Source organism: Verrucomicrobiia bacterium (genome assembly GCA_019634625.1).
Taxonomy (GTDB): Bacteria; Verrucomicrobiota; Verrucomicrobiia; order Limisphaerales; family CAIMTB01; genus CAIMTB01.
Genome location: JAHCBA010000032.1, coordinates 1 through 13,574 on the forward strand (window position 1 = coordinate 1; position 13,574 = coordinate 13,574).

At 65.6% G+C, this 13,574-nt stretch carries 16 protein-coding genes, 1 tRNA gene and 1 riboswitch; of the genes, 10 read left to right on the top strand and 7 right to left on the bottom strand.

The genetic code is table 11. The features are described from left to right. Together KF833_17065 and KF833_17070 are read right to left on the bottom strand one after the other, a co-directional pair. The coding region (locus KF833_17065) for a type II secretion system protein (protein MBX3747022.1) at window positions 1-860 on the bottom strand (860 nt) is incomplete at its 3' end. Window positions 861-1,011: 151 nt separating this feature from the next. Continuing rightward, on the bottom strand, window positions 1,012-1,425 hold the full coding sequence (locus KF833_17070) for a HEAT repeat domain-containing protein (protein MBX3747023.1): 414 nt from the start codon (window positions 1,423-1,425) through the stop codon (window positions 1,012-1,014). A 281-nt stretch (window positions 1,426-1,706) separates the two neighbouring features. On the opposite strand from KF833_17070, the gene KF833_17075 reads away from it, so the two are divergent. The 3 genes from KF833_17075 to KF833_17085 are packed head-to-tail and all read left to right on the top strand — an operon-like array spanning window position 1,707 to window position 5,090. Continuing rightward, on the top strand, window positions 1,707-2,765 hold the full coding sequence (locus tag KF833_17075; GenBank protein MBX3747024.1) for a N(4)-(beta-N-acetylglucosaminyl)-L-asparaginase: 1,059 nt from the start codon (window positions 1,707-1,709) through the stop codon (window positions 2,763-2,765). A gap of 38 nt (window positions 2,766-2,803) precedes the next feature. Continuing rightward, on the top strand, window positions 2,804-3,424 hold the full coding sequence (locus KF833_17080) for a hypothetical protein (GenBank protein MBX3747025.1): 621 nt from the start codon (window positions 2,804-2,806) through the stop codon (window positions 3,422-3,424). A 40-nt stretch (window positions 3,425-3,464) separates the two neighbouring features. Beyond that, window positions 3,465-5,090: an arylsulfatase gene (locus KF833_17085; GenBank protein MBX3747026.1), complete on the top strand. Its 1,626-nt coding sequence runs from the start codon at window positions 3,465-3,467 to the stop codon at window positions 5,088-5,090. Here the strand turns inward: KF833_17085 and KF833_17090 are convergent. From KF833_17090 to KF833_17100, 3 genes are all read right to left on the bottom strand, one after another. After that, window positions 5,077-5,421: an NIL domain-containing protein gene (locus KF833_17090; GenBank protein MBX3747027.1), complete on the bottom strand. Its 345-nt coding sequence runs from the start codon at window positions 5,419-5,421 to the stop codon at window positions 5,077-5,079. The genes KF833_17085 and KF833_17090 overlap by 14 nt on opposite strands. A gap of 14 nt (window positions 5,422-5,435) precedes the next feature. Further along, window positions 5,436-5,711, bottom strand: a complete 276-nt coding sequence (locus KF833_17095; GenBank protein MBX3747028.1) for a MoaD/ThiS family protein — start codon at window positions 5,709-5,711, stop codon at window positions 5,436-5,438. 77 nt (window positions 5,712-5,788) lie between these two features. Continuing rightward, complete coding sequence (locus KF833_17100; protein MBX3747029.1) at window positions 5,789-7,048, bottom strand: threonine synthase; 1,260 nt, start codon at window positions 7,046-7,048, stop codon at window positions 5,789-5,791. 91 nt (window positions 7,049-7,139) lie between these two features. Next, window positions 7,140-7,258, bottom strand: a riboswitch (SAM riboswitch). Between the two features lie 330 nt (window positions 7,259-7,588). Here KF833_17100 and KF833_17105 point away from each other — a divergent pair. Next, window positions 7,589-7,663, top strand: a tRNA-Cys gene (locus tag KF833_17105). A gap of 228 nt (window positions 7,664-7,891) precedes the next feature. Here the strand turns inward: KF833_17105 and KF833_17110 are convergent. Beyond that, window positions 7,892-8,143 (bottom strand): toxin-antitoxin system HicB family antitoxin, encoded by a 252-nt coding sequence (locus KF833_17110; GenBank protein MBX3747030.1) that lies wholly within the window; start codon window positions 8,141-8,143, stop codon window positions 7,892-7,894. A gap of 3 nt (window positions 8,144-8,146) precedes the next feature. Beyond that, complete coding sequence (locus KF833_17115; GenBank protein ID MBX3747031.1) at window positions 8,147-8,590, bottom strand: PIN domain-containing protein; 444 nt, start codon at window positions 8,588-8,590, stop codon at window positions 8,147-8,149. Window positions 8,591-8,889: 299 nt separating this feature from the next. Between KF833_17115 and KF833_17120 the strand changes: the two genes are divergently transcribed. The 6 genes from KF833_17120 to KF833_17145 all read left to right on the top strand — a co-directional run bounded on the left by KF833_17120 (window position 8,890) and on the right by KF833_17145 (window position 13,548). Then, on the top strand, window positions 8,890-9,093 hold the full coding sequence (locus KF833_17120) for a hypothetical protein (GenBank protein ID MBX3747032.1): 204 nt from the start codon (window positions 8,890-8,892) through the stop codon (window positions 9,091-9,093). A 60-nt stretch (window positions 9,094-9,153) separates the two neighbouring features. After that, complete coding sequence (locus tag KF833_17125) at window positions 9,154-10,314, top strand: hypothetical protein (GenBank protein ID MBX3747033.1); 1,161 nt, start codon at window positions 9,154-9,156, stop codon at window positions 10,312-10,314. A gap of 56 nt (window positions 10,315-10,370) precedes the next feature. Next, entirely contained in the window at window positions 10,371-10,958 is a 588-nt protein-coding gene (locus KF833_17130) for a hypothetical protein (protein MBX3747034.1), read from the top strand. 802 nt (window positions 10,959-11,760) lie between these two features. Then, complete coding sequence (locus KF833_17135; GenBank protein ID MBX3747035.1) at window positions 11,761-12,228, top strand: isochorismatase; 468 nt, start codon at window positions 11,761-11,763, stop codon at window positions 12,226-12,228. A gap of 187 nt (window positions 12,229-12,415) precedes the next feature. Continuing rightward, complete coding sequence (locus KF833_17140) at window positions 12,416-13,237, top strand: hypothetical protein (GenBank protein MBX3747036.1); 822 nt, start codon at window positions 12,416-12,418, stop codon at window positions 13,235-13,237. A 113-nt stretch (window positions 13,238-13,350) separates the two neighbouring features. Beyond that, on the top strand, window positions 13,351-13,548 hold the full coding sequence (locus KF833_17145; GenBank protein MBX3747037.1) for a hypothetical protein: 198 nt from the start codon (window positions 13,351-13,353) through the stop codon (window positions 13,546-13,548). Window positions 13,549-13,574 lie beyond the last annotated feature (26 nt).

Here is a 13,574-nt window from a genome sequence, read left to right on the forward strand (position 1 = left end):
TAGCGCCGCACCGGCGCCGAGGTCCGCTGAAGCGTCCAGGTCCAGTCGTGATCCCCCACCGGCACCGGCGGCGGCGTGAACTGGAAATTCGGCACCTCGCGGGTCACCGAACTCTTCCACTTCTTGATCTCGGAGTGTCCATCGGAGAACGCGAACCCGCAGGCGTTGTTGTGGTAGTTGGCCGGCAGGTCGATCCACCGCCGGTCCGTCTGCGAATTGAAGAAGGCCCCGTCGTTGATGCTGTCCGGATGCTCGTCCACATAGACCCAAAGCTCGGAGGGACTCGGTTGTGTGACATCCGTGGTCTTCTCGAAAATCTTCTCGCAGCTCAACAGGCTGTCGGTCGCCGCCTTGTTGCCCTTCCCCACCGCCCCATTCATCGAGATGCTCCGCGCCCTCTCGGTCCAGCCCCGCCCGCGCTGCGGGTTCGAGATCAGCTTGTCCGCCGGGCACTTGTAGATCGCCGCCGAATGGCCGCTGTACTTGGCCAGCACCGACCAGCGATCGTCCATCAGGTACAGCTTGTTGGTGTTGTGCGGACTGGTGTCCCAGGTCAGCCACCCCATGACCCACGGAAAATACCCCGAGGTGTTCTGGGTGATCATCGCCCCCGACTGCGCCACCCCGCCATGCACGTTCATCGGAAACCGGTCGTCGTTGTCGCCCGCGTACAGGTGCGTCGCCAGCATCAACTGCTTGGTGTTGCTCATGCACAGGATGCCCTGCGCCTTGGACTTGGCCTTGGCCAGGGCTGGCAGAAGCATGCTGGCCAGGATCGCAATGATGGCGATCACGACCAGCAGTTCGATCAACGTGAATCCCCGCCGGCTGGGCCGGACGGGAATGGAGGGCGCATTCATATTCGTGGGTGACTTGTCCGCTAATGGTTTTCGGGCTGCCCGAAAAAGGGAACCCGCCCGCCCGGCTTAGGCAAGTGCAGAGTGGGGGCGTGCCGCCCAAAACACATTATCGAACCCGCAAGATCAACCCCGTCCCCACCCCGGCTGCGGCCTAGTTCGCCACGTTCTCGATCCGCAGATCCCCGACCGTGGCCGGCTCAATCGCCCGCAAGGCGTTCGCCACCGCGGTCGCCTGATCCCGGTCGTTGGTCCGCATCATTTCGCGCAGCTTCGGCACCGCCGCTTTCGCGTCCGGCCCGATGGTCCCCAGCGTATAGGCCGCCGTCCGCCGCACGATCGGGTCCTCGTCGTCCAGCAACGGCACGATTCTCGGCACCGCGCTTGCCGCCTCAGCCCCCATTTTCGCAATCTCCGCCAATGCACTGATCTTCGTGTCGGCGTCTCCGGACAGATTCCCCAACTGCGCATTCAGATCGACCTTCTCCACCGGTTCGCCGCAACCCGTGGCCATCAGCGCCACACCCAGCAATGCGCCCGCCAGCCTCTTCCACATCAGGGAGTTCATGCCCCCCAGCCTAGGCCCCCCCCCTTCCTTGGCAATGCCCAACCGCTCCCCAGCCGCGGTGCACCCCGGAGTTGTGGGTGAGGAGGCAGCCAATCGGAGGGACGAGCTCCGCGAGTCCTCAACCCAACGCTCCACACCGTTGCGGCCTCGTGGAACTCATCCCTCCGAGACGACGCTTCGCGGAATTCGCACCTCTCCCCACAACTCCGTTATGCACCGCCCCAGCCGCCAGGATGACCATCGTTCTTGACCCGTGCACCGTCCCCATCGCCTCCTTGCATATGCGCCGACCGTTGAACGGGCCGATCGATCCCCCGAATCCCGTCCCCGCCTCTTCCGAGGTCCCCGCTCCCGAACCCGCCGGCCTCGACCGTCGCTCCTTCCTCGCCTCCGCCACGGCTGGAGCCGTCCTCGCCGGCGTCTCCGGCTGCCAGTCCCCGCAATCCACCCGCTCCGCAGCCGCCCCCGTTCCCCTCGTCGTGTCCACCTGGCCCTTCGGTAAGCCCGCCAACGACACCGCCCTCCGCACCCTCGAATCCGGCGGCTCCCTCCTCGATGCCGTGGTCCAGGGAATCACCGTCACCGAGGAAGACCTCTCGGTCACTTCCGTCGGAGCCGGCGGCACCCCGAACGCCGAGGGCGTCGTCTCCCTGGATGCCTGCATCATGGACGGCCCCACCCACCGCTGCGGCAGCGTGGCCGGCATCGAAGGCATCCTCCCGGTCATCGCCGTGGCCCGCGCCGTCATGGAACGAACCCGCCACGTCCTCCTCGTGGGCGACGGCGCCCGGCGGTTCGCCCTCGAACAGGGGTTCCGTGACACCCGGCTGCTCACCGATGCCGAACGGGACAAGTGGCTCCGCTGGCAGGCCGAACAGGCCCGGGCCGGCGCCGGTGCCGCCCCGCCCGAAGGCCACGACACCATCGCCCTGGTCATCCTCGGCGCCGATGGCAACCTCGCCGGCGGCTGTTCCACCAGCGGCCTCGCCTACAAACTGCCCGGCCGCGTCGGCGATTCCCCCATCATCGGCAGCGGCCTCTACGTGGACAACGACGTCGGTGCCGCCGGCGCCACCGGCGTGGGCGAAAACATCATGCGCTTCTGCGGCAGCTTCCAGGTCGTCGAACGGATCCGCGCCGGTGCCCATCCCCAGGACGCCTGCATCGAAACCATCCGCGCCATCCAGCGCAAACACGCCCCCGGCACCCGCCTCGACATCAATTTCCTCGCCATCGACAAACGGGGCCGCTACGGCGCCGCCGGAACCGGCAACGGCTTCGAATACGCCGTCGCCCACCCCGGTCGCAGCGACGTCCTCCGCAGCGCCGCCGTCCCCTAAGTCTGGTCACTCCCGCACTCCCCCGGTACGCTGCGCCCATGGATCCCCAAGGCGTCACCGTCCGGCGCGCCACCCTGGACGACCTCGAGGCGCTGCGCGGCCTGTGGCGGGAATGCCGCCTCCCGGAATTCGAACTCGAACGACGCTTCACCGAGTTCCAGCTCGCCCTCGATCCCCAGGACTGGATCGTCGCCGCGGTGGGCCTCCGGGCGGCCGGCCCGCACGCCCAGGTCCATAGCCTGGCCCTCCGCCGCCCCGACCCGGACGACACCTGCACCGGCCCGCTCTGGGACCGGATCCTCGCCCTGGCCCAGCAACTCGGCAGCCTCCGGCTTTGGCTCCGTGAACCCGGCCCCTTCTGGGAATCCCGCGGCTTCCGCCCCGCCACCCCCCACGAACTCCACGATCTTCCACCGGCCTTCGGTCAACCTCAGGAACCCTGGTGGACTCTCAGGCTCCGCGACGATCCCCTCCGCGTCGTCGCCGCCGAGGAACAGCTCGAAGCCTTCCTCGAACTCGAACGCCTCAAGACCGACCGCCTCATCCGCCGGGGGCGCTTCCTCAAACTGGCCGGGCTCGGTGTCGCCGGTGGCGTCCTCCTCTTCCTCCTCGCCGCCCTCCTGGTCCTCCTCGGACGTGGCCGCGCCGCCCGGGGCTGAACCGAATCCCGTCCCGAATCCCGTCCGTCGCCCCCGCCCCATGCCCAGTCACTCCATCCCCTCGCTCGTCTTCGCGGTCCTCGCGTTCCTCACCCTGCCCTCGAGTCTCATTCGCACCCCCGCCGCAGCGCCGCCCCACCCGCCCGCAACCCGCCCCAACCTCGTGTACATCCTCACCGATGATCAGGGGTACGGCGACGTTTCCAGCTTTCATCCCACGGGCCGCATCCGCACTCCCCACCTCGACCGCCTCGCCCGGGAAGGCCTGCGCTTCACCGATGCCCACAGCGGTTCCTCCGTCTGCACCCCGACCCGCTACGGCATCCTCACCGGCCGCTACGCCTGGCGATCGCGCCTCGCCCAGGGTGTCCTCGGCGGCTTGAGCCCCCACCTCATCCCTCCCGACCGCCTCACCCTCGCCGCCTTTCTCCAGTCCCAGGGCTACCGCACCGCCTGCATCGGCAAGTGGCATCTCGGCATGGACTGGTCCGTCCTCCCGGATCGCACCATCAACGTCCTCGGCATCGAATCCCGCGACCAGGTCTGGAACGTGGACTTCGCCCAGCCCATCCGAAACGGTCCCAACCCGCTGGGCTTCCATCGCTTCTACGGCATCAGCGCCTCCCTCGACATGGTGCCCTACGCCTACATCGAGAACGATCGCGTCACCCAGGTGCCGGATCGCGACGCCGATTTCCCGTGGTTCCACGGACGCGACCGCCGCACCCGCCGCGGCCCGACCGCCCCGGGCTTCGATGCAATGGAAGTCCTGCCGGAATTCACCCGGCAGGCCGTCGCCTTCGTCGAGGAACGCGCCGCCGACGCCCGTGCGGGCCGCCCCTTCTTCCTCTACCTCGCCCTCGCGTCGCCCCACACGCCCATCGTTCCCACCCCGGAATGGCAGGGCCACACCCGCCTCAATGCCTACGCCGACTTCACCGTTCAGACCGACGCCGCCATCGGCGAAGTCCTCTCGGCCTTGCGCCGGAACGGCCTCGAATCCAGCACCCTGGTCGCCTTCGCCGCCGACAACGGCTGCTCGCCCGAAGCCGACTTCCCGGCGCTCGCCGCCGCCGGACATCACCCCAGCGGCCCCTTCCGCGGGCACAAGGCGGACATCTTCGAGGGCGGCCATCGCGTCCCGTTCATCGCCCGCTGGCCCGGTCGCATCCCCCCCGGCTCCCACTATCCCCACCCGGTCTCCCTCAACGATCTCTTCGCCACCGTGGCCGACATCCTGGATCAACCCCTGCCCCCCGACACCGCCGAGGACAGCGTCTCGTTACGCCAGGTTCTCTTCGGAACCAGGTCCGACCCCGTCCGCGAATCCATCATCCACCACTCCATCAACGGCACCTTTGCCCTCCGCGAAGGCCCGTGGAAACTCATCCTCGCCCCCGACTCCGGCGGATGGAGCGAACCGCGCCCCGGCTCGCCCGCAGCCCGCGACCTGCCCCCGGTCCAGCTCTACCACCTCGAACGCGACCCCGGCGAACGCGACAACCTCCACGCCCACCATCCCGAAATCGTCCAGCGCCTCGTCCGCCTCCTGGAACAGGACGTCGCCCGCGGCCGCAGCACCCCAGGCCCCCGCCAGGCCAACGACCGATCCGTGGACATCTGGCGCGGGCACCCGCCCGCCGTCCCCTCCGTCAGCTCTCGATGACGTTGATCTCCACCGGCTCGACCTTCACGCCCTGCTTCTCGAGCCAGGAGATCGCCGCCTTGAGTTCGGTTCGCGTGGCCTCGAGCTCGAGACACAAAATCCCGATCTCGTCCGTCACGCTCGCCTGCCGCACGTTGAACACGATCGGAAACTTCTGACTGAGCTGCCAGATCACCGGGCTGGTGATCAACCGGGTCGGGTAGGTCAGCCAGAACCGCCGCTTTTCCTTCCGCTCCTCCTTCCGGTCCCCCGTCTTCGAGGCGGCACCCCTCGCCGACGTCCCCCCGCCCCACCCCGGCCCCGGCCGCACCGCTTTCTTCTTGGTAGCCATCGAAATGTCCTCTCCTAACCGCCGGCAATGGCGGGAATGATGCTCACCTCATCCCCCTCCTTCAGCGGCGTCTCCTGGTTCTGGAGGAACCGGATGTCCTCCTCGTTCACGTACACGTTCACGAAGCGGCGCACCGCCCCCTGCTCGTCCAGCAGGCGTTCCCGGATCCCCGGAAACCGCGTCTGCAGCTCGGCAATGGCCCCGCCCACGGTGCCCGCCGTGACCGGCACCAGTTCCTCGTTGTTCGTCAGTTTGCGCAATGGCGTCGGTATGCGGACTTGGATCGGCATAAATGTCTCCCGAAATGTCGTATGGATGTTGGGTGATCTTGGCGCCCGCCGGCAGCGACGTCGAGCGCGCTTGCGAATCAGCGGGTCAGCTCCGGCTTGTCCTGCGCCAGCACCGCTTCGAACTCCCGCAGGCTCGGCCGGATCTCCCGCGTGGACCCCGCGTGTCCCTCGACCGCGTCCAGCGTCTTCAACCCGTTGCCGGTGATGCACAGCACCGCCGGCTCGTCCCCCGGGATCTTCCCCTGCGAAATCAGCTTCTTCGCCACCCCCACCGTCACCCCGCCCGCCGTCTCCGCAAAAATCCCCTCGCACTCCGCCAGCAACCGGATCCCTTCCCGGATCTCGTCGTCGCTCACGTCCTCGCTCGACCCCCCGGTTTCCTTCATCACCTTCAACGCGTAGAACCCGTCCGCCGGCGTCCCGATCGCCAGCGACTTGGCAATGGTGTCCGGCTTCACCGGCTTGAAAAAGTCCAGCCCCGCCTTGTGCGCCGCCGAAATCGGGTTGCACCCCGTCGCCTGCGCCCCGTGAATCCTCCACGGCACCGCCGGCACCAGCCCCAGCTTCGAGAACTCCTGGTAGCTCTTGTGGATCTTTGTCAGCAGCGACCCCGACGCCATGCACACCACCGTGTGCGCCGGAATCCGCCACCCGAGCTGCTCCTGGATCTCGAAGCCCATGCTCTTCGATCCCTCCGCGTAGTACGGCCGCATGTTCACGTTCACGAAGGCCCACCCGTACTTGCCCGCAATCTCCGCGCACAACCGGTTCACCTCGTCGTAATGCCCCCGGATCCCGATCACCCGCGCCCCGTAGATCAGCGAGTTCAGCACCTTGCCCTGCTCGAGGTCGTGCGGGATGAACACATACGCCTCCAACCCCGCCGCCGCCGCATTCGCCGCCACCGAGTTCGCCAGGTTCCCCGTCGAGGCGCACGCCACCGTCTCGAATCCCAGCTCCCGCGCCCGGCTCAAGGCCACGCTCACCACCCGGTCCTTGAAGGACAACGTCGGGTAATTCACCGCGTCGTTCTTGATCCAAAGCTCCCGGATCCCCAGCCGCTTTGCCAGCCGGTCCGCCCGCACCAGCGGCGTGAACCCCACCTGCGCCCCCACCGTCGGCTCCCCCGCCACCGGCAGCAGCTCCCGATACCGCCACATCGTTTGCGGCCGGCCCTCGATCGCCCCCCGCGTCAGGTGGCTCCGCACCCGCTCGTAATCGTACACCACCTCCAGCGGCCCGAAATCGAACTCGCACACATGCGTCGCCTCGAGCGGATACTCGTGCCCGCACTCCCGACACTTCAGCGCCTTCATGAACGTGCCTGACGGCTCCATACCTTCTTCTTTCTGGGCAACGCCGGGGGGACTCCACAAAAAATCCCCTTCCCTGCGCATGAGAAGAGGATCCAGAAACCGTCCGGCCTTCCTCTCATTTTCCCCGACACCCGCCGGGCTGGAATTGGCACCTGGTCACGGCCGCGTTGCCGGTGGCCGCCGGTTGCCGTGGGGTCCTCGGGCCAGTCCCTCACCCACTCGCAATGAGACCCTTTCTCGCGAAAGGACCCGCGTTGTGCCGGACCTCACCCCGCCCTGTCAATCGGATTCCTCCCCGATATCGAAAGCAAAACGTCGGTGCATCCCCAAGTTGTCGGTGAGGAGGCCGCCAATCGGAGGGACGAGCTCCGCGAGTCCTCATCCCAACGCACCCCATCGTTGCGGCCTCGTGGAACTCGGCCCTCCGAGGCCATGCTTCGCGAAGTTCGCGCCTCCACCCACAACTCCGGAATGCACGGGCAAAGCGTCCCCTGCCAAACTTGCCCTGCCAAACTTCCCCTTGCGCTCGACCTCACCGATCCCGACAATCGCCGTCCTTTGGGCGGGGTAGCCAAGTGGTAAGGCAGGGCTCTGCAAAAGCCCCATTCGTCGGTTCGATTCCGACCCTCGCCTCCAGTACTCGTCGAGTGCTTCCTCAGTGCTTGACCGCAGTCGCCCATCACTCGGTTGACGCCGTGTTCACAGGCCCGACCCGCACACATCCCACAGAGGGCCGGTCGGCGCTGCGGATGGTTCGAGGCGTTCCATCCCAGCCCAGGAGCACCCCCCGTTCCGGGCGAATGCTCGCGCTTTCGTCGGGCATGGCGGCTTCTCGGAAATGTACCCGCGGACCGCTCCAGCCTCTCAGCCAGCCTTCCGCGGTCGGGCCGGCGTGCCGGAGCCCAGAGCGGCGTCGAGCTTGTCGAGGACGGCCAAGGCGCGCTTGCGGTCGCCGCGCGACGCAAAGAGCCGAAACCGGGCTTCGGTGTCGAATTCGGTCAACGCGATCGAGGACCATTCCTCGATAAGCTTGTTCAGGCTGATCCCCCGTCGTGCCGCAAGCTGCTTGAGCCGCTCGTGCTTTGCATCAGGGAGTCGTATGGTCATCGTTGCCATGGTTCACCTCATCAATTTCAGGAATTCTCTCGGTCGCATGACCTCGACCCCGGGGAATCGGAGTTCCCCGCCGAAATCGGCCACGTTGTGGGTGACAACCACGCCCGCACCCGCGGCGACAGCGAGTTCCACGACGTGGTTCTCCCCCTCGTCCGGCAGGTTCGGCCGCCAGAGGAAGAACACCTCGCACCAACGACAGGTCGAGAGGAAGCCCTCGAACAGCGCCAACCGGTCCTCGGCGGGCACCGGGCAATCGTCGAAAACGCCAGGGCGCTCGAACAGATCCAGGAACTCCAGGAAGAGCTTCTGCCCCATCACCGGCTCGATCGCACCTTCTAGAGCCAATCGCAACACCTGGCGCGAGGCGCCATCCGCACTCCGCAACGCGGCAACGAAGACGCTGGTGTCCACAACGACGACTCTCATCTGACGGGGAAATGATAGCATGGGCGCTATCGCGAGGACAAGCCCCTTGGCAGCCGGAATCCGATGCCGCAGGCCAACATGCCTTCGCCTGACCGGGGGCGAGTTTGGCATACGATGGGTCTCAGGTCGTTGTGGGTCGGGGGTTCAGGACACACAATACCCGACCAGCGCCGACTTGACTCACCCCACGGAGCGTCGGCCCGGCTTCCTGGGCGCCGTTGCTGTTCGTCCGCTGCCGCGCTCAATGCGACGCCCGGAACCGAGGGTTGCCGGCGGCCTTCCAGAACGGAATCCTCGATTCGGCATCCGCCGAGACGATCATGAACCGCAGGGAACTCGAACTCGCCGCCCTCGCCGCAGCCGATCGCTGCCTGAAGACCCGAGGTTATACCGCGCTCGACGAGGTGTTCCGGGAGATGGGGAAACCGGATGCCAGGCAGTGGGACGAATGCCGCCAAGGTCAACGCGACCGCGACGTCAGCGATAGACACCCACGGTCAGGTCGCGAACGCATCCGGAACTGACTTGGACACCAGATTCACACCGACGTCGGCCTCCGAAAGCGGCCCTGTCCCAGCCATGCCATGAGCGCGTATCAGTACTACGAATTCCAGGCCATCGACCGACCGTTGAGCCGTGAGGAGATTCAAACCCTGCGAGGATGTTCGACGCGGGCGCGGATCACGACGACCTCCTTCACCAACGAGTATTCGTTCGGCAGCTTCAAGGGCGACGCGGACATGTGGATGGCGAAGTACTTCGATGCTTTCGTGCACGTCGCCAATTGGGGAACACGCCTGTTGATGTTCAGACTCCCCGTCCGGCTGTTGAACGTGGAGACCGCCGGCCTGTACGCTCGGGGTCGTGGTAAATTCAGCGATCCGCTGACCGTGTCCATCGATGGAGCAAACGTCATCTTTCGATTTTGTTCCCACGAGGACGGACGATGGGGTGATGCGATCCAGGGAGACGGATTGCTCGGGGATCTGGTCGGGATACGCACGGAGCTTGCGAGCGGCGATTTCCGGGCACTCTACCTTGCGTGGTTGCGTGGAATTCAACTCGGAGACCAGGAGGCCGGGATGGAACCTCCCGTGCCGGCTGGCCTGAATTCGTTGTCGCCGGCGCTGGTGAGCCTGATCGGCTTCCTCGAAATTGATCGTGATCTGGTCTCGGCTGCTGCCGCGGCCAGTCCGGACTTGGTGGTCCCCACCCAAGACGCCGCCGAGATGGAACGATGGGTCGCGGATTTGCCCGCGCCGGAGAAGAACGATCTCTTGATGCGCCTCCTGGAGGGAAACGAGAGCCAGATTGGCATCGAACTGCGAAACCGCTTCGAGCAGGGACGGTCAAAGGGAAACCCAAAGCCGGCGGTGCGCCCAAGAACCGCAGGGGATCTGCTCTCCGCGGCGAAGCGGATCCGGACCTCGCGAGAGCAGGAGGACGCGCGACGGGCGGCGGAAGAAGAGGCTCGTCGAGTGCGGGAAGCCGCTGCAGCTCGTGAGACGCATCTCGAACTGCTGGCGACGCGAGTACCCCAGGCTTGGGCCAAGATCAATGAGCTCATCGCGACGAGGCAGACGAAGGCCTACTCAGAGGCCGTCCAGATGCTGCTGGATCTTCGGGAGATCACGGCCCGGCAGCGCGCCGCACCCGACTTTGACCGACGCTTGGCGGAGATCAGGGTGGCCCACGCGAAAAAGAGGGTGCTCATCGAACAACTCGATGCCGGAGGGCTGGAATAATGGCGGGACCCAAACACTCGGACGGGCCACGAAAGGGTAGGCGGACGACAGAGTTTGTGACCCGCCTGACGTCCAGCCAAGTCCGCAACGTCCTCGGACGCCTACTGGAGAGACACCCCGAGTTGCTGTCGGAGGCGGAGGCATCGATCGGCGCCGATCGCGCCGCCGGCGCAAAGCTCGCAGGACCCTCAGTCGAGGACGTAGCTCAGGCGGTCTGCAACGCGGTTTGCAGCCTGGAACTGGAAGATCTGACCCAGCGGGCGGGGTCGCACTCGTGGGGCTACGTAGGTCCCGGCGAGGCGGCTGGGGAACTGCTCGCGGAATCCGTGTCCGACTGGACGGAGGAATGGCAGCAAGAGTTGCAGAGGGGTGATATCGCGGGCGCAGTGATCACCTGCCTCGGGATCGTCACCGGGCTCTATCGAGCACGCTCAACGGCCAGGAGGTCCGATGGCCCCCTCGGTTGGGATCCGGATTTCCTGATCGAACATGCCTGCTTGACGGTCCGTGACCTCCTCCTGGCCTGTCCCAAGGCGAGTCGGAAGCCGACCGCGGGGAAGTTGATAACCGCTCTGGCAGGCGCGGCACCCGACTGGGAGGACGGGCTGCGCCGGAGTTGGATGGAGGGCCTTAACGGCAAATGACCATGACCCGCGATTGACTAGGTTTCGGCCTGCGCCATGACCTGACGGATCCAACCTGCGCACGGTCCGGTGCTGTGACCGGGCCACGGAGTTCAAACAGCGATGTCAGGGATTGGCGTGAGGAAATGAACGGCAAGGTGCTACGTGCGGACTTCGACAGGGGTGGGAATCCGACATCCGCGGTCGCTGAAAACCAGCCACGATCAGGGTCCGCAACATGAAGACCGCGGAATCCGCGCATCCAGTCCACCCCGGCGATGCTCAACGGGTCGCCGATGAAGCCGAGCGCGATAGGGTGAAGTCCTGGCTCCTCGACGTTTGCGACCATCTACTCTCCCCATGTCGGACTCCACCGCACCCTCGTCGATGCCGGCTTCAGCTCCATCAGGATTGAACGTTTGCCGAGCCACTCCGTCTGGCAGATCCTCGCCACCGTCCCCCCGAACGCGCCCGCAGCAGACCGCCGCCTGCTCAAGCGCCAAATCCGGACGCTCCTGAAGGCGGCGCACCTGCCTGTGGCACGGGATGAGATCATGATGCCGGCCGGTCGTCCGTTGCACGTGTCCTTCGTGCAGGCTGGCGGACGTGGGGTGGTGATGAGCCGTGGCGTCGCGACCCTCGTCGAGAACGACGACACGGACGGGACTGCGTCCAGTGATCCGCGGCGCTTCGCACTCCGCACGGGCCCGCGACACATTTCCACATTTGTGGACACCAGGCTCCTTTGTATGGCTGCCTGCGGGATGCATACCGCAGTCTCTCGCGGACGGATGGGGATGGACTCCCTGGACGACCCATGTCCATGAAACCGTTGCAGCCCTACGAACCGCGCCCGATCCGCTTCCTCGAAATCTGGGAACACGCTGGCTGGCGGCTGAAGGTCTACGGCATCGCCTACCGGCGGCCCGCACCGCGACCGGAGTTGGTCCAGGCCGCCATGCGGGTCGCGGCGGAGCGCCTCAACGCGATACCATGTTGCCTCCTGCATTATTCGGTCGGATTTCTTGGAATTCATGATGGCCGGACTGCCAATTTCGTTTTCGTGGACTGGTGGGCCGACGAGAACGAGTTGCACCATCACGTCTACATTTCACCCACCAATGACCCGGAGGCCCTCGACTACCGGACACCGACGGGGTTGGCGGCCTGCGTGTGGGACCTTCGCGTCATCGGCTTCGAGCGGGACGCGTGGCTGACCACAGTGCTGCGAAATCCGACCGGGCCGGACTTGGAGGAGTACTTGCGTACGACCTTGAATGAAGATGTTTGATACGCCGCTAAGCGCCGCCACCCTGGACCGGCTTTGGAATTGTTGGGCTGCCCACCTCGGAATTCCGCCCGCCGACGGCTCCACTCCACTTGATTGGCGGACGGACCGGGGATCGAAAGGAGCGAATCGGCAGCAACATCGTTCCGGTTTCCTGGGTCTCACATCAGAATCAACGCCTCCCCTCCGCATGAAAACGTCCACAAATTCCCGGTCGGCGATCCGCGTCGCCTTCGCGCTCTGGATCGCAGCCCTGACGGTTGTCCCTGCCAGCGCCTGCACGATCTTCATGCTAACCGACGGTGACCAAGTCCTCTTCTGCAATAACGAGGACTGGTCCGATCCCCAGACGCGCATCTGGTTTATCCCTGGCGAGGACGGCCGGCACGGCTGCGCCTTCGTCGGCTTCGGCAACGGCTGGGGCCAGGGTGGGGTCAACGCCGCCGGGCTCGCCTTCGACTGGGTTGCCGGATTCAAGGAGTCGTGGGAGCGAGACCCGGTGCTCAAGGAAGTCCGAGGGAATCCCGCACAACGCATGCTGGAAACTTGCGCGACGGTGGAGGAGGCAATCCGGTTCTTCGAGACGCACTGGGAACCCAGCTTCTCGTACGCTCGGATCTTCCTCGCAGATCGTACCGGCGCGTCGGCAGGGATCCGTGCCATGGACGGTCGTCTGAACGTGAAGCGTTCAAAGCAGTCCTGCGCGATGGGGTATCGGGGGGCGGTTGCGCAGGAGCTTCTGGACAAGGAGCCTTCGCCCTCGCCGACCAACGCGATTCACATCCTTCGCGCCAGCAAACAGGAGGGGCAGTACGCGACGAAGTACTCGAACGTGTTCAACCTGAAGACGGGGGAGATTCTTGTATACGTTCCACCCAACTGGAACGAACCGGTTCGACTCGATCTCCAGGCCGAACTGGAAAAGGGCGGCCACTATTACGACCTGCCGCTCATCCGAGAGCAGCAAGGTCAGAAGCTGCGGCGGCTCACCCGCGACATGAAGAAGTTCTGATGGTTGGCGCAGGTCTCATTCAGTCCGCTCTCGCACGCGCATCCCGCGGGAGAACATTGACGCCGGTCGCCAGCTCAGGCCAGCTTCTCAGGCCGACAGCTCCCCTGACGAAGATGCAGTTCTTGAATACAACATCACGGCGGGTGCTCGTCTGGATCGTCGGGATTGCACTGGGATGGACTTCGTTCCGCCTCGGCGATCCGTTCTGGCCGATTTTTGTATTCGCCGTGTCGCCGTTCCTCCTGGCGGTGGCCTATTGGATGGACCTGAGGGCAGAAGCGAAACGGATGAAGTTGGGCCTGGAAAACTGAAGCGGCCGGTACGTTGTCTCCGGAGT

Coding starts and splice junctions, on each gene's coding strand:
- KF833_17070 (MBX3747023.1), bottom strand. CDS start 1,425: ATGAACTCCCTGATGTGGAAGAGGCTGGCGGGCGCATTGCTGGGTGTG.
- KF833_17075 (MBX3747024.1), top strand. CDS start 1,707: ATGCGCCGACCGTTGAACGGGCCGATCGATCCCCCGAATCCCGTCCCC.
- KF833_17080 (MBX3747025.1), top strand. CDS start 2,804: ATGGATCCCCAAGGCGTCACCGTCCGGCGCGCCACCCTGGACGACCTC.
- KF833_17085 (MBX3747026.1), top strand. CDS start 3,465: ATGCCCAGTCACTCCATCCCCTCGCTCGTCTTCGCGGTCCTCGCGTTC.
- KF833_17090 (MBX3747027.1), bottom strand. CDS start 5,421: ATGGCTACCAAGAAGAAAGCGGTGCGGCCGGGGCCGGGGTGGGGCGGG.
- KF833_17095 (MBX3747028.1), bottom strand. CDS start 5,711: ATGCCGATCCAAGTCCGCATACCGACGCCATTGCGCAAACTGACGAAC.
- KF833_17100 (MBX3747029.1), bottom strand. CDS start 7,048: ATGGAGCCGTCAGGCACGTTCATGAAGGCGCTGAAGTGTCGGGAGTGC.
- KF833_17110 (MBX3747030.1), bottom strand. CDS start 8,143: ATGGCAACGATGACCATACGACTCCCTGATGCAAAGCACGAGCGGCTC.
- KF833_17115 (MBX3747031.1), bottom strand. CDS start 8,590: ATGCTATCATTTCCCCGTCAGATGAGAGTCGTCGTTGTGGACACCAGC.
- KF833_17120 (MBX3747032.1), top strand. CDS start 8,890: ATGAACCGCAGGGAACTCGAACTCGCCGCCCTCGCCGCAGCCGATCGC.
- KF833_17125 (MBX3747033.1), top strand. CDS start 9,154: ATGAGCGCGTATCAGTACTACGAATTCCAGGCCATCGACCGACCGTTG.
- KF833_17135 (MBX3747035.1), top strand. CDS start 11,761: ATGAAACCGTTGCAGCCCTACGAACCGCGCCCGATCCGCTTCCTCGAA.
- KF833_17140 (MBX3747036.1), top strand. CDS start 12,416: ATGAAAACGTCCACAAATTCCCGGTCGGCGATCCGCGTCGCCTTCGCG.
- KF833_17145 (MBX3747037.1), top strand. CDS start 13,351: ATGCAGTTCTTGAATACAACATCACGGCGGGTGCTCGTCTGGATCGTC.